Source organism: Oribacterium sp. P6A1 (assembly GCF_000702885.1).
GTDB lineage: Bacteria > Bacillota > Clostridia > Lachnospirales > Lachnospiraceae > Oribacterium.
In genome coordinates this window covers 49,907-69,786 of record NZ_JNKO01000015.1, presented here as the reverse complement: position 1 = coordinate 69,786, position 19,880 = coordinate 49,907, and the positions used below count along the sequence as shown (strand labels likewise).

Genomic DNA, 19,880 nt, shown 5'->3' with positions numbered 1-19,880 from the left:
GTTACTGTTCACACCCCTACTATTTCATATTGTTAAAAATGCTGAATTTAAAAATTTAATTTTCAAAGGATCCGAGACGCTGTTGTGGACAGCCTCTCGGATTTTTTAAATTAACTCCTATATCATCTGTGTAATCCACAATTCGCGGTTTATTCTGGTCCATATGTCAGAAAATGTGGAAATCCATGTCCGATTTTTTCCGGTTTCTGACGAATCATAAGCTTATACACATGTCATTTTGACGGAATGTCAAATCCTTGAAATTCGCGTAAAATCGAGCTTTTTGCTATACTTTTTTCAGGAGTAACAGTCATGGGAAAACAGGAAGAAAAAATTATAGCAATGCAGGAACAGCTAATCAAAGGATATGAGAAACAGATAGCTGGTCTTGAGGAAGAGAATAAATCACTTACAGAGTTAAATGAACAACTGAAAGAACTCTTGGAATTGCAGGAAAAGGAGCTATCGTTTTTTAACGGTATACTTGATAAGGCTAAAAAGAAATTTAAATTTTGACTATGACAAAAACTGATCTTATTGGACAACTTCAGATGCGGTTAAAGGCTGCGTTAACAAAGATATCTGATTTCGAGTCAGGGGAAATATACCAGACTATGAAAGAAGAACATAGAAAGGCTAACCGTGCTTTTCAAAGAACTATAGACCAGAAAAATGCCCGTATCCAGGAACTTACACATATCAATGAAAAGATATGGAAATGGTGTCAGGAAGTCTGTGAAGATCAGGAAAAAGATCATAAGGCAAAGACCAAGGAGCTCATACGTCGTATCCATCAGATTTATGAGCTCTATCTTGGTGCACTCAAAAAGAATGATGAGTTAAAAGAAAAAAACAGTGAACTTCGACAGGCTAACTATGCATTAGCGTCTGAACTTGAAGATGAGCGTGAGAAAAACAAAAAACTGATAGCGCAAATAAACCGGGATTATGAGAATTCTTCAAAACCCTCTTCACAGTCTGTTAATCATAAAAAGATCACAAATAATCGTGAGAAAACCGGTCGTAAACCCGGAGCTCAGCCTGGTCATCAAGGTCATGGACGCAGAAAACTAGCACCAACAAGCAAGATATTTCTCCCTGCCTCATCCGAGATCTTAAATGATCCCGATTACAAGGAAACAAACAAGGAAGTTGTGAAACAGCTGGTTAATATCAGGCTTGTACTTGAGGTGGTTGAATATCGCGCAAAAGTCTATAGAAATTCAAGGACGGGCGAGAAATACCATGCTCCGTTTCCTAAAGGTGTCGTTGATGATGTCAACTATGGAGGAAGTATCAAAGCATTCCTTTATCTCTTGAATAATGATTGTAATGTCTCTATTGATAAAAGCAGCCGTTTTCTGGCAGAACTCACCAACAATCAATTAAATATCTCGAAGGGTATGATCAATAAACTCGGAAAAGAGTTTGCTGAAAAAACCGAAGAAGAGCGAACTGAAACCTTTAAAGAGATGCTTCTTATGCCTGTCATGCATACGGACTGCACAAATGCTCGCTATAACGGTAAAAGTGCATATGTATTCATCAATGTTGCGCCTGATGGAACAGCGCTTTATTTTGCGCGCAAAAAAAAGGGACACGAAGGCGTAAAAGGTACAGTGACAGAATACTATAATGGCATACTGGTACATGATCATGAATCCACTTTCTATAACTATGGTTCAGAACACCAAGAATGTCTGGCTCATATCCTCCGGTATCTGAAAGATGGAATGGAGATGGAACCAGAGAAAACCTGGCACAGATCAATGAGAGAACTTCTCCGGGAAATGATCCATTATCGTAATGAACACGAATCAGATATGGATTCGGAGGTTGTTGCCGATTTCGAGACAAGGTATATGAAAGTGCTGGAAACAGCCAGAGATGAATATGAGTATGTGCCTCCGAGTAAATACTACAAAGATGGGTATAACCTATATTTGAGAATGAGAAAACATTCCAAAGAACATCTTCTGTTTCTTCATAATGTCAATGTACCGAGCACAAACAACATAGCGGAGCGCTTTCTACGTGGCTACAAGCGCAAACAAGGGCAGGTGATGTCTTTCAGATGCTTTGATACAATAACGCATCATTGTGAAGGCAAGAGCGTGCTTGTTAAGATACGGCAAAATGAAGGAGCCAATGTGTTTGATGAAGTGACACAAAGATTTGACTCATAGTTGGCAGAACAGCCGACCCGTTATTACTGAGACTCAGTTTAACGGATCGGCTGTTTTACTACAAGTTCACCTGTGAACAGTAACCTTTTGACAGATTCGATTATGCTATTTTTATGGCTTCGTTGACTTTGTCATAGACACACGTATATAATTTAGGAAAGAAGTGTTTACAATTACGGGGGCATTGCTCTCTTGCAGCCGATCCGGATAATTGTGAGCTAAAATGTTTTTCGTGATCTTCAAAAAAATATTTACTACTGATATATCTCATCTGCTGCAGAAGTGTTTTGAACTGCAGCAGATGACTCACGGATGCCGTTTTATGGCTTTTTTTAGAACACATGCAGGTTGAGATATGAACAGTTTAGAGTTTGAAGAGTATATTGTCGGCAATATTGATAATGCCATTAAAAATGCCTGGATCAAAATATTTTATCAGCCCATAATGCGCGTGAGAAGTGATAAACTTTGCGGGCTGGAAGCTCTTGCCAGGTGGGAGGACCCCCAATATGGTCTTATGGTACCGAAAGATTTTCTCCACATACTGGAGAAACACGGACTGGTACATAGGCTTGACAGCTTTGCGGTACGGGAGGTCTGCAAGCTGCTTCGTGAGAGGTTGAAAAAGAATCAGCCGGTGGTCCCCATATCCGTAAATCTTTCGGAGAAGGATTTCGAGCTCTGCGATATATTCGGGGTTGTGGATTCGTTTATAACCAAATATGAGATATCAAAGGAGTTTATCAATGTTGAGGTAACGGAGTCTGCATTTGCCAGAGACTCCGAACGGCTTCGTGCGGGCATAGAACAGTTCCGTACTTCCGGGTACCAACTGTGGGTGGATGATTTCGGAAGCCGGTCTTCTTTGAATGTTCTGACGGATTATGATTTCTACGGAATGAAGATAGACGTGGAGTTTATCCGTGATTTCGGCAAAAAAGCAGTGAGCATCATAAAGTCCGTGGTTTCCATGGCGAAAGGCATAGGTATCCAGACTCTGGCAGAGGGTGTTGAAACGGAAAAGGAGCTTGATTTCCTGAAAGCCATTGGCTTTGAAAAGATCCAGGGGGACATCTATGGAAAGCCCCTGCCCCTTACCCAGTGCATGGAAGAGCTAGACGATAAGGGTGTGGTCATTGAGACACCCAATGAAAGCGGAGTTATGGGAGATTCGGAGCCGGATTCTGTGATTTACAGCCTTGAGCGGGATGAAGTCGATGCGGAAAAGATCAAGAATCTTAACATTAAATGGAAGCAGATTTACGACATATACAACGGAGTTTACCTTTTAAATCTGGAAGATGATACTTTCGAGGTGCTTTTCGGTGTGTCTGAAAGCGGAGAGGCAATTAAAGGAAGCCTTAGCGAGATAACCAGCGATCATGCCGAGAAGTTCGTTTTTTCCGAAGATTGTAAGCATTATCTGAAATTCTTTGAAGCGCATACACTTGAGCAGAAGATCAACGGGTCTGAGCGTGGTTTTATCAATGCCTACATCAGAACGAAGACGCCTCATGGTGACTACACATGGAAGATCTACCTTGCACTTATGACGGCACCGCAGAAAGCACTTGTGTTTGTAAGAAATGCTGACTCCATCAAGGCCAATGCCTGGTCAGAGTATTACCGCAACTATACTGAGAGTGTCAAAGGGGATCTGGGTATGGAGCTCACCAAGGATCTTCTGTGGGATAACCTGAACAGAAACTCAAATCTCGGCATTTTCTGGAAGGACAAGCAGCGTCGTTTTGTAGGTGCGAACCAGAAGTTCATGGATTACTATGGATTCAGGACACCTTCGGATTTCGTCGGAAAGACCGATGAAGATATGGGCTGGCATATAGAGTCGGAACCATACAGAAAGGATGAATACAGGGTTCTGAGGGAAGGAGCTGTTACCAGAAGGGTACAGGGACACTGTATCGCTCATGGAAGCATAAGGGATATACTGGCTTCCAAGATGCCCGTGTATGATAACGGACGAATCATCGGACTTGTGGGATATTTTGAGGATATAACAGAGTCCGAGCAGGACAGAGCAAGAAAGGTGGATCTCCAGGAAACTGACAATCTTACAGGACTTCTCAATGTTCGCGGTATGATGACGGCTACAGCCACCTACAAGGATGAATATGAGAGAAGAGGTACTGATTTCGCAGAGGTATTCTTCTCCCTGGACAATTTTGAAGAGCTTAAGAATCTTCATGGGCATGCTTTCGGAGACGAGATCCTGTATGCCTGCGGAAAGAAACTGGCCAACGGCTTCGGTACCAGTGCAACCCTTGTAAGATATTCCGGAGATCAGTTCATGGCTTTCAGTCAGTTCAGTAATCAAAGGGATGTGGAGGCTTTTGCGGCAAAGGTAAGAAGACTGGTATCGGAGATCCATAATGTGAACGGCTATAACTGTACGCTTTATCCGTCACTTGGAGTGGTAAAGTATTCCGAGGTCAAGAACCTCAACAGAATGCATGAAATCGGACATAAGCGTATGATAGAAGAAAGTGAAATGCATGAGAAGGATATGAACTGATGCCTAAGCTTTAAAAGTTCCATCTTGCGAATATATAAGAAAAGTTGTAATATCTAGGATATTTACTATTAAAGTATTAAATGATGCGGCACATTGCACACGAATGTGTGCGTTAGCGCTAATTAGTGAGTGGCAGATGCTTTTGACACTCACGTCATAAAATAACGCCAGATCGACTGAGCGGTTCAGTTTCAGCGGTCTGGCTTTAGTTTTGAGGAGGACGGTATGTCTGAGGAAATTAGAAACGAAAACGGAGAGCTGGAGGCAAAGCCACAGGAATCCAAGCATTTTATCGAGCGAGAGATAGACAAGGATCTTGCAGAGGGAGTATATGATCATGTACAGACCAGATTCCCTCCGGAGCCAAACGGATACCTTCACATCGGTCATGCCAAGTCCATTATTCTGAATTCAGGTCTTGCAAAAGAGTATGGCGGAAAATTCAATCTCCGTTTTGATGATACAAACCCTATGAAGGAAAAGACAGAGTTTGTTGATGCCATCAAGAGAGACGTGGAGTGGCTCGGTGCTGAGTTTGAGAACAGAGTATACTTTGCATCAGATTACTTTGACATCATGTATGAGAAGGCAGAGCTTCTCATCAACAAGGGACTTGCTTTCGTTGATGATCTTACAGCTGAGCAGATCACTGAGTTCAGAGGTGATTTCACAACACCCGGCAAGGAGTCTCCAAACAGAAACAGAAGCATAGAAGAGAACCTTCAGCTTTTCCGTGATATGAAGGCAGGAAAGTATGAGGACGGAACACTTACTCTTCGTGCAAAGATCGATATGGCATCTCCAAACCTTAACATGAGAGATCCGATCATCTATCGTGTGGCCCACATGCATCATCACAATACAGGTGATAAGTGGTGCATCTATCCTATGTATGATTTTGCACATCCTATCGAGGATGCGGTTGAAGGTATTACACATTCCATCTGTACACTGGAGTTTGAGGATCACAGACCTCTTTATGACTGGGTGGTTCAGCATTGTGATTTTGAGAATCCTCCTAGACAGATCGAGTTTGCAAAGCTTTACCTTACAAATGTTGTAACAGGTAAGAGATATATCAAGAAGCTGGTTGAAGACGGAGTTGTAGACGGTTGGGACGATCCGCGTCTCGTAACCATTGCGGCTCTCAGAAGACGCGGATACACACCTGAGTCTATCCGTATGTTCGTTGAGCTTTCAGGCATTTCAAAGGCAAATTCAAGCTCTGATTACTCACTTCTTGAGTACTGCATCAGAGAGGATCTGAAGCTTAAGGACAAGCGTATGATGGCTGTTATCGATCCTATAAAGCTGGTTATCGACAACTATCCGGAAGGACAGACTGAGATGCTCACTGTTCCCAACAACCTTGAGAATGAGACTTTGGGAAACCGTGAGGTTCCTTTCTCAAGAGAGCTTTACATCGAGAGAGATGATTTCATGATCGATCCGCCTAAGAAGTACAAGAGACTTTACGTCGGCAATGAGGTTCGTCTCATGTCTGCATATTTTGTAAAGGCTGAGTCCTATGAGACTGATGCCGATGGCAATGTTACAGTTGTTCACTGTACTTATGATCCTGAGACCAAGTCCGGTTCAGGATTTGAGGGACGTAAGGTAAAGGGAACCATACATTGGGTTAATGCTCCTACCGCAGGTCAGGTGACAGTACGTCTCTATGAGCAGCTTATCGACGAAGAAAAGGGCAAGCTCAATGAAGACGGATCTCTTAACTTCAATCCTAACTCACTTACCACAGTGACAAACTGTATGGTTGAGCCTGAGCTTATGGATGTTAAGCCATATGACAGCTTCCAGTTCGTACGTAACGGTTTCTTCTGCGTGGACAGCAAGGATTCAACAGAGGGACATCCTGTTTACAACAGAGTTGTGGGACTTAAGTCTTCCTTCAAGCTTCCGGCACAGAACTGATCTGATTTATGATAAAAATTCCCATTCACCTAAGGGCGGATGGGAGTTTTTTATTTATAAAGCAGGTTACGCAGTCTGTTTAATTGAGTTTTGTATTTTTTCAGTTTTGCTGTCAATTTGATCGAGTACTGTTGGGATTTTTTGCCGTTGATGATTATGATATACGTGACATAAGTTTTCTCCTACTGGTGCTGATTCAAAAGCGGGAGATAGATTTCATGACACGGATCACATATCGAGTCCGAGTTAGGCACCTCTAATTATAGTTAGCACCACCTAACCCGTTTTTGAGATTTTATATTCGGAAAAATAAATTGTCAATCAAAAATAAAAGAATAATTTGTTATTTGGGGGCTGCATCATGTATAATTTATGTTGATTATGAATCAGAGAAAATATATGATTGATTTATATTCGCATGGTTTTATGAATAGATTTTTAGGGTTCTGGTGCCCGGGATGGAGGATAAATATATGGCTAGAAAAAAAGGTTTAGGCGGTCTGTTGGGATTTGCTGCATTAGTAGGCGGAGTTGCTGCGGTGGTTTCTTATCTTTACAAGTATCAGAAATTCTCCGAGGAGGTAGACAAGGATTTTACAGATGTTCTTGATTCTGCCCAGGAAGTAAAGGATACTGCCAGGAGATCATATACTACACTTAAGAACGGACCGGCAAAGGATGAGTTCAAGGCCGCTGCAAAGGATCTCGGATATGCAGCGAAAAACCTTGCTATAGATGCAAAAAATCTTGCTGTAGATGCAAGTAAGGATGCGTACAGAACAGTTAAGGATGCTCTCAATGAGAAGCTGGGAGAGCAGGATATGGAAGAGGATGATGACGATCTTGATATGTGCGACGAGGACGTAGTATCTGATGAGGATGTGGAGATCGAGTTCTATACAGTGGAGGATGAGGCAGAAAAGGCCGGAGATGATTCAGAAGTAAAGGAAGAAACAGCTGAAACAGAAGCTCCTCAGCAGGAGGATGCCCCGGAGGAAACTGCAGGCTCATCTTCGGTTGAGGAGAAAACTGCCGGGGAAGATTCTTCAGAAACTGCAGCCGATGATAAAGAGTCTTCGGACAGTACAGAAAAGTGAGAAATAAGGCATAAAACTATTATTTAAAAGTCTAGAGAGCAGGATACCTGATAAACCGGGGATCCTGCTCTTTTTTTTCGCGATAATGCGGTCAAGCGGCCGCCGTGCTTGCACGAGCGGACATTTGACCGCTAACGCGAAATCGACCATCTCCGATGGGAGATGTTGATAAGGCGGTCAAGCGGACGCCGTGCTCGCACGAGCGGACATTTGACCGCCAACGCGGAATCGACCATCAGTGATGGGAGATTGCGATAATGCGGTCAAGCGGCCAACCTGCTTGCACGATAATCGGGAATGGTTCCCAAATTGGTTGACAAAAGAAATAGTTGGTGTTATAAATGGGAACGATTCTCATATTCATGGAAGGAGGCAGCCGGTGAACTCAAGGTCAAAGTATAAAACAAAGCAAAGAGAGATACTGATAGACTATTTTAAGTCTGTGTCGGGAGTTCATATCACTGCCGGAGATGTTTGCGAGCATTTCAGGGAGCAGGGAATCGAAATCGGTAAATCCACCATATATCGCCAGCTTGAAAGCCTGGTGAATGAAGGAATCATAAATAAATACATCGTAGATGTGAACAGCCCCGCCTGTTTTGAGTATGTGGGTGAAGAAAGTCACTCTCATGAAGGGGAATGTGTTCACTGTAAATGCGAGAAGTGCGGCAGGCTGATTCACCTGCACTGCCATGAAATAGAAGAGCTCATGGGACATCTTTTATCTGAACACCGTTTCAGGATGGATCCCAAACGCACGGTATTTTACGGACTGTGTGAGGATTGTCAGTAGTTCATTGAACATATACTGCTTGGCATGATCATTTTGCGGCAGAATACTATTTATAAAATAAAACTATGAAGGAGGAAACAGCAGTGGGAATGCTGAGAAGAGTTAATTCTAATAAAATCATTGCAGCCATCATGGGAATCATGATGCTTGCAGTGGTGCTTGTTTCAGCTTCCTATGTAGCAGTGGAAGCTGTTCACGACTGTACCGGCGAGGATTGCCCGATCTGTGCATGTATCAATCAGTGCGAGAACACATTAAGGCAGGTCGGCGGTGGAGTGGAGCTTCGGTTTGTTTCTGTTTTTCCTGTATTCTTTATTCTTATTATGGCGGTTCCCGCTGCAGTTTCATTAACTGCGGAAACCCCTGTCTCAAGGAAAATCCGTTTAAATAATTAAATATACCTTCTGTATTTGAACACAGTCCCATTCTGCCCTTTGTGAAGTGAATGGAACTGTATCCCGGTTTTTGTTAAATACGGTGTCAGCGGCAATGCTTTTGCCGCTGGTTTGTGATACGCAGCACTCACACATTTCTGTGTAATGTGCCTGCATCAAATATGGAGGATATAGAAGATGAAAAAGTTTTTTTCTCTTATTACGGCTGCAGCCATGCTGACAGTCTCTGTTTCTGCGTGCGGTTTTAATTCTGTTGAGGCTAAATCAGTATCAGGCCATGACAAGATTCAAATTGTTACCACTATTTTCCCTGAGTATGACTGGGTAAAGAATGTACTGGGAGATAATCCGGCTGATGCGGAGGTTACCATGCTGCTGGATAAGGGAGTTGATCTTCACAGTTTCCAGCCTACAGCAGAGGATATTTTAAAGATATCAAATGCAGACATGTTTATTTATGTTGGCGGAGAGTCGGATGAGTGGGTTTCGGATGCCCTGAGAGAAGCTGTGAATAAAGATATGGTGGTCATAAATCTTTTGGAAAGCCTTGGAGATTCCGTAAAAGAGGAAGAAGTGGTGGAAGGCATGCAGGAAGAAGATCATGAGCACCACGATGATGGTGACGAGCATGATCACAGCGATGATGAAGACGAACATGAACACGATGGTGAAAGTACACATGATGAGCATGCTGAGGAAACATCCCATGAGCATGAAGAGCATCATGAGGAACATGATGAAGGTCACGATGAAGATGCCCATGGCCACCACCACGAAGACGGTGAGACAGAGTACGACGAGCATGTTTGGCTCTCATTACGAAATGCAGAGACATTGACACAGAAAATCTCCGAGGGCCTGCAGACAGTGGATCCTGCCAATGCTGAGACCTATAAGAACAATTCTTCTGTTTATATTGAAAAGCTTAAGGCACTGGATAAGGAGTATCAGGATACTGTTAATGCTTCTGCTCTTCACACTCTTTTGTTTGGAGATCGTTTCCCCTTCCGTTATATGGTGGATGACTACGGTCTTCAGTACTATGCAGCTTTTGCAGGATGTTCTGCGGAAACCGAGGCAAGCTTTGAAACCATTTCCTTCCTCTCAAAGAAGGTGGATGAACTTAAGCTTCCTGCTGTCATGACCATAGAGGGGGCTGACCACCGTATAGCAGAAACCATAATTCAGAATACCGGGTCAAAGGATCAGAAGATTCTGACACTTGATTCCATGCAGTCTGTAACAGCAAAGGATGTGCAGGATGGTGCTGCATATCTTTCCATAATGGAAAATAATCTTTCTGTTCTGAAGGAGGCAATGAGCTAAGTAAGTAAACACTGATTAATCAGGGGTTACTCAGATCCGACCGCGTTGTGACACGGATTTTCATAGAAAATTGATGGGACCCATCGAAAATTCGGACAGTGAAACCCTTAAATCAGCGTTTCCCTAAAAGAGAAAAGAAGTAAGCCTGATTCAGCAGGCTTGTGAGTTAAAGCTATCATGAGACGTACCACGGACAGGTACAGAAGTCTCAGCTATGGAAAAAGGAGAATATATGGCACTTATTACTGTTCGGAATCTGGCCCTTGGGTATGATTCCCGCGCAATTCTGGAGAATCTGAATTTCTCTGTAAATATGGGTGATTATCTTTGCATCGTGGGAGAAAACGGTTCAGGAAAAAGCACACTGATGAATACATTGCTGCATCTTCAGGAACCTGTCAGCGGTCAGATTCTGATCGGTGATGGTCTAAAAAAGAATGAGATAGGCTATCTTCCACAGCAGACTATGGTTCAGAAGGATTTTCCGGCATCTGTAAAGGAGATCGTTCTCTCCGGATGTCAGGGGCGCTGCGGCTTCAGACCGTTTTATACAAAGGAAGAAAAGAAGCTTGCCGAGGAAAATATGGAGCGGATGAGTATTCTTGATCTGAAAGACCGCTGTTACCGGGAATTATCCGGTGGTCAGCAGCAGAGAGTGCTGCTTGCAAGAGCCCTTTGCGCCACACGGAAGATACTGCTTCTGGATGAGCCTGTTTCGGGACTTGATCCCAGAGTTACGGCGGAAATGTACGAACTCATAGCAGAGCTTAACAATGAGGGCATAACCATTATCATGATATCCCATGACATCGCGGCTTCGGTTCAGTATGCAAGTCATATTCTTCATATCGGTGATGAGGTTTTCTATGGCACAAAAGATGATTACCTGAAGAGTAAGGCAGGAACCGGTTTCATGATGAAGAAGAAAGGAGGGGTGGCATAATGCTTGAAAAGCTTTCCATGTACATGCAGTATCCCTTTGTGAGATACGCAATAATAGTCGGAGTTCTGATCGCACTGTGCGCCTCCCTTTTGGGAGTCACTCTTGTACTTAAGAGGTTTTCTTTTATTGGAGACGGATTATCCCATGTGGCCTTTGGTGCCATAGCCATAGCAAGTGTCGTTAATCTCAGCAATCAAATGCTTCTGGTGCTTCCTGTAACCATATTAAGTGCAATATTTCTTCTTAGAGGAGGTCAGGATGCAAAAATAAAAGGTGATGCCGCCATCGCCATGATATCCGTAGGCGCCCTTGCCTTCGGTTATCTCATCATGAATGTATTTTCAACATCTTCAAATCTGTCAGGAGATGTGTGCAGCACCCTTTTTGGATCCACATCCATACTGACCCTGACAGAAAGAGAGGTGTGGCTCTGTACGGTACTGTCCATAGCTGTAGTCATTATTTTTGTACTGTTTTACAACAAGATCTTTGCAGTGACCTTTGATGAGAATTTCGCAAAAGCCACTGGCACAAATGCAGACAGCTATAACCTTTTGATAGCAGTGGTGATCGCTGTAATCATAGTGCTGGCCATGAATCTCGTTGGCTCACTTTTGATATCGGCACTGTCTGTTTTTCCGGCGTTGTCTGCCATGCGTATTTTCAGAAGCTTTAAGGGGGTTACCATCTGTTCAGCGGTGATTTCGGTTATATGCGCCTTTTTCGGAATAATCATTTCAATTCTTGCGGGGACTCCTGTGGGATCTACCATAGTGGTAGTAAATGTGGCGGCCTTTGGAATCTCTTGTGTGGTGGGAATGATGAGATGAATAAAACAAAAACTCCGTCTCATACGAGGCGGAGTTTTTGCTTTATAGGGAGTATAAGTTTATCGGCCGTAGCCGTAAACTTCTGTATCTGCCTCCGATTAATAATCGGGGGGAGCCCCTAGGGCTTAAAAGAAGTAAAATGAATCCTTAAGGGTTAATCCATCTTACTTTCCGGAATCTCCGTAGTTTGAAAGAACTCTTGCGGACGGATCGTTTACATTGCAGCCCGGCCATGTTTTGTTGGGCATCCAGAAATCAACTACCATTTCTGACTGGCCGGGATAGTACTTCTCAAATATCTCACGGAAAAGAAGAGATTCCTTTGTGAAAGGTGTGGCATGAGTGTACTTACCGCACTTTTCCTTAAACTCTTCGTCAGTGTAATGAGCCTCTGCATACTCTGCGATGTCATCCTTTAATGAGTGACCTACGGCATCGGAGAATGCTGCTTTTTCACGCATGAGGATGCTTTCCGGAAGGATGTGATCCTTTTCAAATGCGTGACGAAGGAGATATTTACCCTTGTTGTATTTATTGAGTTTCTTCTCAGGATCGATGTGCATTACGTAATCAACGAAATCAAGGTCACCGAAAGGAACTCTTGCCTCCAGAGAGTTTACGCTGATACAGCGGTCTGCACGAAGAACGTCATACATATGAAGCTCACGTACACGTTTCTCTGCTTCCTTCTGGAATTCCTCCGCAGAAGGTGCGAAATCAGTGTATTTATATCCGAAAATCTCGTCAGAGATCTCGCCTGTAAGAAGAACGCGGATGTCAGACTGCTCATGAATTGCTTTACATAAAAGGTACATACCGATAGAGGCACGTACGGTGGTGATATCGTAGGTTCCCAGTGCTGCAATAACAGGCTCGATGGCATTGACAACCGAATCCTTGTTAATGATTACTTCGTGGTGGTTTGAACCGATAAAGTCCGCAACCTCACGGGCGTACTTAAGATCGATGGCGTCAATGTCCATTCCGATGGCATAGGTCTCGATGGGCTTGTTAAGAAGTTTTGCGGAAATGGCACATACAAGGGATGAGTCGAGACCTCCGGAAAGAAGAAAACCAACCGGTGCATCTGCATCCAGACGCTTTTCCACACCCTTTACGAGAAGATCATGAATATGGGATGAGATAGCATCCATGTCATCGGAGCAGTTATATTTGTTTACTTTTGAAATGTCATGATAGCAGTGGAACTCCCCATCCTTATAATAATGTCCGGGTGGGAAAGGCTTGATTTCATGACAGAGACCTACCAGGTTCTTGGGTTCTGAGGCAAATGTCATAATACCTTCTTCGGTGGTTCCGTAGTAAAGAGGACGGATTCCGAAAGGATCCCGGGCTGCGATGTAGGAGCCTGTCTCTGCATCATAAATCACAAGTGCATATTCAGCATCCAGCATTCTGAACATATCTGTGCCGTATTCTTTGTAAAGAGGGAGAAGAATCTCACAGTCTGAATCTGATTTGAATGTATAGCCCTCTGTTATGAGGCGTTCCTTCATTGAGCGGAAGCCGTAGATCTCACCGTTGCAGACTACCCATGAACCGTCAAGATTGAAAGGCTGCATTCCGGCTTCATTAAGTCCCATGATGGAGAGACGATTGAAACCGAGGTAGCCGTTACCTGTGTCAACTATTCTTGTTGCGTCAGGTCCTCTTGATACAGTTTTTAAGAGCGCTGTTTTTACGACTTCATACTGTGCGCGCTTGTCACAGAATCCAATGATACTACACATATTGATACTCCCCTGAAAAAAATGATATAACGCAAAGACGGCAAAGGAAGCCCGGTGAATTAAACCGACTCCTTTGCCGTCTTTATGGCTCAAAATTATTACGCAGAGGAAAGTGAATGTCAAGAGAAAAATTACCGGCTATGACTGCCATGAAAAATAGTGATTTGAAAATCCCTTGACATAACCGGCACTTACCGTATAATTAGCGAAAAGGGCAACGGCGTCCTGGTTATGTACCAGATGCTTGTTGCCCTTTTTTAGTGTATAAGTCTTGTGTCAGCGGAGCAATGCGCAGGACTTATATATAGATGTGGAAAATACTGGGGAGTATAAAAATGTCTACAAAGATCAATCAAAATTATCTGAAGCTTAATGAAAGCTATCTTTTTTCGGAGATTGCCAGACGAATACGTGTATGGCAGTCTGAAAATCCTGAAGTATCAAATAAACTTATCCGTATGGGAATAGGAGATGTAACCAGACCCCTTCCCAGGTCAGTGGTGGACGCGATGATCACTGCGGCAAAGGAAATGGGAGAGGCAGAGACATTCCGGGGATACGGACCTGAGCAGGGCTATGACTTCCTTAAAGAAGCAGTCCGCAAATACTATACAAAATTTGGTGTAGAGCTTGATTCTGACGAAATCTTCATTTCAGATGGAGCCAAGTCTGATCTGGGAAATATCCTTGATCTTTTCGATAAAGACAATACAGTCCTTGTTACGGATCCTGTATATCCGGTTTATGTGGATACTAATATGATGGATGACCGTAAAGTTATCTTCGCCATGTCTTCCGAGGAAAATGATTTCCTGCCCATGCCGGCACCGGAATATAAGGCTGACATCATCTACCTTTGCAGTCCAAACAATCCTACAGGAGCTGTATACAACAGAGAATCCCTTGCAAAGTGGGTAGAGTTTGCAAAGGAAAACGGCTCCATCATTCTTTTTGATGCAGCTTATGAATGCTTTGTTACAGGAGATTATCCACACAGTATCTTCGAGATACCCGGAGCAAGGGAGGTTGCCATAGAGTTCTGCAGTCTTTCAAAGAAGGCAGGCTTCACCGGCACAAGATGCGGTTATACCATTGTTCCTGATACTCTGGAACGTGAAGGTGGAAATCTCAATAAGATGTGGCTTCGCCGCCAGACAACAAAATTCAACGGAGTCAGCTACATCACCCAGAGAGGAGCGGAGGCTATTTTTTCACAGGAAGGTGAAAAGGAGATAGAGGAGAATATCCGGTACTATCGTGATAATGCAAAGATCATCACTGATACCATGGATAAGCTTCATATCTACTACACCGGAGGAAAGAATTCTCCGTATATCTGGCTTAAGTGTCCCGGAGATATGGACAGCTGGAGCTTCTTCGACAGGCTTCTGAAGGAGGCCTATGTTGTAGGAACACCGGGAGCGGGTTTCGGAAAATCGGGAGATAAGTTCTTCCGTCTCACAGCGTTTTCAACTCATGAGAATACAAAGGAAGCCATGGAGCGATTTGAAAAATTCGTTATGAAAACAAGATAAACTGATATGTATCAGTTATAGTTTAGACGGGACAGGATTTTTTAAAGAGTCAGAGGGGGAACCATATAAGACCGTAAAGCTGAGGCGAGAAAAATCAGAATTGGATTCCCTCTGACTCGAAAAGTCATTGATCCACAAACATAACTATTTTAGAACAGCGAGTTAAATAAAAATGAGTTTCGACAATACAATTTTTAATTCCTATGATAATATTGTGTCAGACTTTGATCGTAAGTCTGACACACAACGCCGGTCCTTTGAGGCGAATGATTTCATGGAGGGACTGACGTTTCCGAATATAGAGGTGAAAGACATGAATTCCTACGAAGATGTCCTCGAGTTTGTTGAAGAGGAAAATGTCAAATTTATAAGACTCGCATTTTTTGATGTATTTGGAGTCCAGAAAAACATTGCAATCATGCCGGATGAGCTGAAAAGAGCTTTTACGGAAGGTGTAAGCATTGACGCAAGTTCAGTTGCCGGATTTGGTGCAGAGGTTCACTCGGATCTCTTTCTGAGACCGGATCCCACTACCATGTCTATAGTGCCGTGGAGACCTATAGACGGAAGAGTTGCCAAGATGTTCTGCGATATAGAGTATCCGGACGGAAGTCTCTTTCAGAGAGACAGCCGATGGCTTTTGAAGCAGGCTGTGAAATTTGCAGAGGAAAAGGGATTCCGTATTAACTTCGGAACAGAGGTTGAGTTCTACATCTTTAAGCTGGATGAGAACGGAAACAGAACCACGATTCCTCAGGATATGGCCGGTTACATGGACATAGCACCTGAAGATCACGGTGAGAATATAAGAAGAGACATCAGCCTTGCCCTTGTGGATATGGGTATAAGACCTGAGTCCAGCCACCATGAGATGGGACCGGGACAGAATGAGGTTGATTTCAGATATTCAGATCCGCTGATGGCTGCGGACAATGCTTCTACATTTAAGTGGGTGGTAAAATCCGTTGCTCATTCAGACGGAGTCTGGGCAGATTTCAGCCCGAAACCTATTCCCAACAAGCCGGGTAACGGAATGCATATAAATATTTCCGTAGAGGCCAGGGACGGACAGGACTACACAAAGTATTTCATGGCAGGAATCATGGAGCACATCCGTGAGATCTCGCTTTTCCTTAATCCGACAAGAGAGAGCTATGAGAGACTCGGTGATATGAAGGCGCCGAAGTTCGTAAGCTGGTCAGAACAGAATCGTTCACAGCTTATTAGAATTCCGGCAACGAGATCACAGCTTAAGAGGATAGAGCTTCGTTCTCCGGATCCTATGGCTAATCCGTACCTCGCATTTACGCTTCTTATATATGCGGGAATTGATGGTATAGACAGAAAGCTGCAGCCTATGGAGCCTCTTGATGTGAATCTCTTTAAGGCAGATACAACAGTAACCGACAGTCTCAAGAGACTGCCTCAGTCTCTTGATGAAGCTATCGCTTACGCAAAGGGGTCAGACTTTGTGAGAACACTTCTTCCGGAGGGATATCTTCAGGCATATTCCGGGGAAGAGCTGTAGGGATTTTTATCGAATCAGATTTATTTCCAATAGTACTGTAGTGTTGATTTGTACGGTACAGTGTTTTGGAAAAATGGGCATGTTTTTTGAGGATTTCAGGTACTGCAAAAGTACCGTTTTAGGGAGATAAACATGGAGAGAGCGGAGCAAGGGAGCAGCGTACTCATCGCGGCGGCTGCTGAAAAGATTGCTGTCCAGATCAAGGGTATACTGCCCGCGGGATTTGGAAAAGTCTCATTTCAGCCATCCATGACGAAGCTTAAGCAGAAGCTTACGGAAGAGAGGTACGACATCATCATTATCTGCACGCCTCTTCCGGATTACGGACTTCAGTCTGTTATAGATCTGGCTGCCAAATATCCGGCTTCGAGCATACTGATGCTGGTGGACAAAGACGTTTACCAACAGGCAGTTTACCGTGCCGGAGATTCCGGAATCATGATGCTGGCGAGACCGCTGAGTGCCGCAGGTTTTACGGCAACAGTCAGACTTCTCGGTACTGTGAGCCGGAAGATGCAGAGCCTTTATAATGAGAATCTGAAGCTTCAGCAGAAGCTTTCGGATGAGCGTTATATCTCAAGAGCAAAGGGACTGCTCATAGAGAAGGAGGGCATGACCGAAGGGGAGGCCCACAGATTCCTGGAGCAGCAGGCTATGAATACTTCCGTTACCAAACGTGAAGTGGCCATGAAGGTCATCCGGGAAAGCGGAAGGATAATCATTAATAAAATGTGATTTCACGGCTTCTGTCATGGGAGCTTTTGAAATATATATGCGGTTTTCATTAAGCCGCAGGTAGACATTAACATAATACAGAACATGTAAACTAAGAGGACAATGGCGTTCCACGAGATATTTCGTGCGCTATTGTCCTCTTTTGAATTTTAAGGAGGAAAGCTATGAGTACATCAACTATTTCTGAAATTTACGGAAGTCTTGTTTTCAGTGACAAGATCATGAGGGAGAGACTTCCCAAGGACATCTATAAGGCCGTTCACAAGACTATCCAGAACGGTACACATCTGGAAATAGATGTTGCTAATACAGTAGCTGCAACCATGAAGGAGTGGGCCCTTGAAAAAGGTGCTACACACTACACTCACTGGTTCCAGCCGATGACGGGTCTCACTGCAGAGAAGCACGACAGCTTTATAACCCCGACAGCAGATGGCGGTGTACTTCTTGAATTCTCCGGAAAAGAACTCGTTAAGGGCGAGCCGGACGCTTCATCCTTCCCATCAGGCGGCCTTCGTGCCACATTTGAAGCAAGAGGCTATACCGCCTGGGACCCATCTTCACCGGCATTTATAAAGGACGGAACACTTTACATTCCGACAGCATTCTGCTCATACACAGGAGAAGCTCTTGATAAGAAGACACCTCTTCTTCGTTCCATGGAGACTCTAAGTGAATCTGCAACAAAGCTTCTTCACATCCTTGGAAAGACAGCAGTCACAAGAGTAGACACCACAGTGGGATCAGAGCAGGAGTACTTCCTTATAGACAAGGATCTCTATAAGGACAGAGAGGATCTTCTTCTCACAGGCCGTACACTTATCGGTGCATCGGCTCCAAAGGGACAGGAGATGGAGGATCACTACTTCGGAGTTCTGAAGCCAAAGGTTTCCGCTTTCATGCATGATCTTGATGAAGAGCTCTGGAAGCTGGGAATTCCCGCAAAGACAAAGCATAATGAGGTTGCTCCTTCACAGCATGAGCTGGCACCTGTTTTCGAAACAGCAAACATAGCAGTTGATCATAACCAGCTCACCATGGAGATCATGAAGAAGGTGGCAGACAAGCATAATTTCGCATGTCTCCTTCATGAGAAGCCATTTGAGGGAATCAACGGTTCAGGTAAGCACAACAACTGGTCCATGGTTTCATCCGAGGGTGAGAACCTTCTTGATCCCGGCAAGACACCTGAGAAGAATACACAGTTCCTTCTGTTCTTAAGTGCCATCATCAAGGCTATCGATGATTATGCAGATCTCATGAGAGTATCCGTTGCCACAGCCGGAAATGATCATAGACTCGGTGCAAACGAGGCACCGCCAGCCATCGTTTCTGTTTATGTCGGAGATGCTCTTGAGAAAGTTCTTGAGTCCATCGAGAATGATGAAGCTGATTTCAAGTCAGATGCGGCAGCACAGATGGAGACAGGTGCTCACGTACTTCCTCATTTCAGAAAGGACAACACCGACCGTAACAGAACATCACCATTTGCATTTACAGGAAATAAGTTTGAATTCCGTATGCCGGGTTCATCACTTTCAGTTGCAGACCCTAACATCGTACTTAACACAGCTGTAGCTGAGGCTATCGACTATATAGTTGAGAGACTTTCAGGAGTTCCGGAAGAGAAGGTTGAAGAAGAGGCAGGAAAGCTCATAAAGGAGCTTGTTGATAAGCACAGAAGAATCGTATTCAACGGAAACGGCTACACAGACGAGTGGGTTGAGGAAGCAGAAAGAAGAGGACTCTACAACCTTAAGTCCCTTCCTGCAGCTATGCCCAGACTCATCGCAGCAAAGAACAAGGAGCTTTTTGTAAAGCATCACGTATTTACAGAAACCGAGATCGATTCAAGATATGAGATCTTCCTTGAGAACTATTCAAAGACCATCCGCATCGAGGCACTTACCATGCTTGAGATGGTAAAGAAGGACTTCACAGAAGGTCTTCTCAAGTATCAGACAGAGGTTACAGCAACAGCCCTTTCCAAGAAGCAGCTTCTTTCAGGCGTATCATGCGCACTTGAAGCAGGAATCCTTGAGAGACTTGACAGGGAGGCAGAGGAGATCAGAAAGGGAGTAGACAAGCTTGAAGCAGATCTTCTCGTAACAGAAGGTCTTACAGACAGCCTTGCCCAGGCAGTTGCATATCATGACAGTGTTCTCGCAGACATGGATGCTCTGAGAGTACATGTTGATAAGGCAGAGAGCATGATTCCTGAGAGCTGCCTGCCATATCCTACATATTCAAAGCTTCTTTTCTCATTGAGATAAGAAAAAAACCGGGGAGTATATAT

Annotated in this window: 15 protein-coding genes; 14 read left to right on the top strand and 1 reads right to left on the bottom strand. The window is 43.9% G+C overall.

Annotated features, from left to right (window positions below; all coding sequences use genetic code 11):
* Positions 1-312 precede the first annotated feature (312 nt).
* The 10 genes from T515_RS10835 (at position 313) to T515_RS10785 (ending at position 12,035) form a co-directional block, all read left to right on the top strand.
* Positions 313-516: a hypothetical protein gene (locus tag T515_RS10835; RefSeq protein WP_036608937.1), complete on the top strand. Its 204-nt coding sequence runs from the start codon at positions 313-315 to the stop codon at positions 514-516.
* Positions 517-518: 2 nt separating this feature from the next.
* Positions 519-2,186, top strand: a complete 1,668-nt coding sequence (locus tag T515_RS17135; RefSeq protein ID WP_081832698.1) for an IS66 family transposase — start codon at positions 519-521, stop codon at positions 2,184-2,186.
* Between the two features lie 355 nt (positions 2,187-2,541).
* Positions 2,542-4,719 (top strand): EAL domain-containing protein, encoded by a 2,178-nt coding sequence (locus tag T515_RS16695; RefSeq protein ID WP_051671653.1) that lies wholly within the window; start codon positions 2,542-2,544, stop codon positions 4,717-4,719.
* Positions 4,720-4,944: 225 nt separating this feature from the next.
* On the top strand, positions 4,945-6,651 hold the full coding sequence (locus T515_RS10815; RefSeq protein ID WP_036610922.1) for a glutamine--tRNA ligase/YqeY domain fusion protein: 1,707 nt from the start codon (positions 4,945-4,947) through the stop codon (positions 6,649-6,651).
* 473 nt (positions 6,652-7,124) lie between these two features.
* Positions 7,125-7,748, top strand: a complete 624-nt coding sequence (locus tag T515_RS10810) for a hypothetical protein (RefSeq protein WP_197026430.1) — start codon at positions 7,125-7,127, stop codon at positions 7,746-7,748.
* 379 nt (positions 7,749-8,127) lie between these two features.
* The gene (locus tag T515_RS10805; RefSeq protein WP_036610919.1) at positions 8,128-8,541 is read left to right on the top strand and encodes a Fur family transcriptional regulator; all 414 of its coding nucleotides are present in this window, start codon (positions 8,128-8,130) and stop codon (positions 8,539-8,541) included.
* 89 nt (positions 8,542-8,630) lie between these two features.
* Positions 8,631-8,936 carry a hypothetical protein gene (locus tag T515_RS10800; RefSeq protein WP_155988360.1) on the top strand — a complete coding sequence of 102 codons (306 nt, stop codon included), beginning with the start codon at positions 8,631-8,633 and terminating at the stop codon, positions 8,934-8,936.
* Positions 8,937-9,113: 177 nt separating this feature from the next.
* Positions 9,114-10,262: a metal ABC transporter substrate-binding protein gene (locus T515_RS10795; RefSeq protein ID WP_036610916.1), complete on the top strand. Its 1,149-nt coding sequence runs from the start codon at positions 9,114-9,116 to the stop codon at positions 10,260-10,262.
* 232 nt (positions 10,263-10,494) lie between these two features.
* Complete coding sequence (locus T515_RS10790; RefSeq protein ID WP_036610914.1) at positions 10,495-11,205, top strand: metal ABC transporter ATP-binding protein; 711 nt, start codon at positions 10,495-10,497, stop codon at positions 11,203-11,205.
* Entirely contained in the window at positions 11,205-12,035 is an 831-nt protein-coding gene (locus T515_RS10785; RefSeq protein ID WP_036610909.1) for a metal ABC transporter permease, read from the top strand. Before T515_RS10790 ends, T515_RS10785 begins: the two co-directional genes overlap by 1 nt.
* A 164-nt stretch (positions 12,036-12,199) precedes the next feature.
* Here the strand turns inward: T515_RS10785 and asnB are convergent, their stop codons facing one another.
* Positions 12,200-13,786 (bottom strand): asparagine synthase B, encoded by a 1,587-nt coding sequence (asnB, locus tag T515_RS10780; protein ID WP_036610905.1) that lies wholly within the window; start codon positions 13,784-13,786, stop codon positions 12,200-12,202.
* A 335-nt stretch (positions 13,787-14,121) separates the two neighbouring features.
* Here asnB and T515_RS10775 point away from each other — a divergent pair, with 335 nt between their 5' ends.
* From T515_RS10775 to T515_RS10760, 4 genes are all read left to right on the top strand, one after another.
* Positions 14,122-15,321 (top strand): LL-diaminopimelate aminotransferase, encoded by a 1,200-nt coding sequence (locus tag T515_RS10775; RefSeq protein ID WP_036610902.1) that lies wholly within the window; start codon positions 14,122-14,124, stop codon positions 15,319-15,321.
* A gap of 274 nt (positions 15,322-15,595) precedes the next feature.
* Positions 15,596-16,849 (top strand): glutamine synthetase family protein, encoded by a 1,254-nt coding sequence (locus T515_RS10770; protein ID WP_242839367.1) that lies wholly within the window; start codon positions 15,596-15,598, stop codon positions 16,847-16,849.
* 132 nt (positions 16,850-16,981) lie between these two features.
* The gene (locus T515_RS10765) at positions 16,982-17,584 is read left to right on the top strand and encodes an ANTAR domain-containing response regulator (RefSeq protein WP_036610900.1); all 603 of its coding nucleotides are present in this window, start codon (positions 16,982-16,984) and stop codon (positions 17,582-17,584) included.
* A 164-nt stretch (positions 17,585-17,748) separates the two neighbouring features.
* A complete protein-coding gene (locus T515_RS10760) occupies positions 17,749-19,857 on the top strand; it encodes a glutamine synthetase III family protein (RefSeq protein ID WP_036610897.1) in 2,109 nt (702 codons plus the stop codon).
* Positions 19,858-19,880 lie beyond the last annotated feature (23 nt).

Excerpts from the sequence above, each read along its gene's own strand:
- T515_RS10835 (WP_036608937.1), top strand. The coding sequence starts at position 313 with ATGGGAAAACAGGAAGAAAAAATTATAGCAATGCAGGAACAGCTAATC.
- T515_RS17135 (WP_081832698.1), top strand. The coding sequence starts at position 519 with ATGACAAAAACTGATCTTATTGGACAACTTCAGATGCGGTTAAAGGCT.
- T515_RS16695 (WP_051671653.1), top strand. The coding sequence starts at position 2,542 with ATGAACAGTTTAGAGTTTGAAGAGTATATTGTCGGCAATATTGATAAT.
- T515_RS10815 (WP_036610922.1), top strand. The coding sequence starts at position 4,945 with ATGTCTGAGGAAATTAGAAACGAAAACGGAGAGCTGGAGGCAAAGCCA.
- T515_RS10810 (WP_197026430.1), top strand. The coding sequence starts at position 7,125 with ATGGCTAGAAAAAAAGGTTTAGGCGGTCTGTTGGGATTTGCTGCATTA.
- T515_RS10800 (WP_155988360.1), top strand. The coding sequence starts at position 8,631 with ATGCTGAGAAGAGTTAATTCTAATAAAATCATTGCAGCCATCATGGGA.
- T515_RS10795 (WP_036610916.1), top strand. The coding sequence starts at position 9,114 with ATGAAAAAGTTTTTTTCTCTTATTACGGCTGCAGCCATGCTGACAGTC.
- T515_RS10790 (WP_036610914.1), top strand. The coding sequence starts at position 10,495 with ATGGCACTTATTACTGTTCGGAATCTGGCCCTTGGGTATGATTCCCGC.
- T515_RS10785 (WP_036610909.1), top strand. The coding sequence starts at position 11,205 with ATGCTTGAAAAGCTTTCCATGTACATGCAGTATCCCTTTGTGAGATAC.
- asnB (WP_036610905.1), bottom strand. The coding sequence starts at position 13,786 with ATGTGTAGTATCATTGGATTCTGTGACAAGCGCGCACAGTATGAAGTC.
- T515_RS10775 (WP_036610902.1), top strand. The coding sequence starts at position 14,122 with ATGTCTACAAAGATCAATCAAAATTATCTGAAGCTTAATGAAAGCTAT.
- T515_RS10770 (WP_242839367.1), top strand. The coding sequence starts at position 15,596 with ATGGAGGGACTGACGTTTCCGAATATAGAGGTGAAAGACATGAATTCC.
- T515_RS10765 (WP_036610900.1), top strand. The coding sequence starts at position 16,982 with ATGGAGAGAGCGGAGCAAGGGAGCAGCGTACTCATCGCGGCGGCTGCT.
- T515_RS10760 (WP_036610897.1), top strand. The coding sequence starts at position 17,749 with ATGAGTACATCAACTATTTCTGAAATTTACGGAAGTCTTGTTTTCAGT.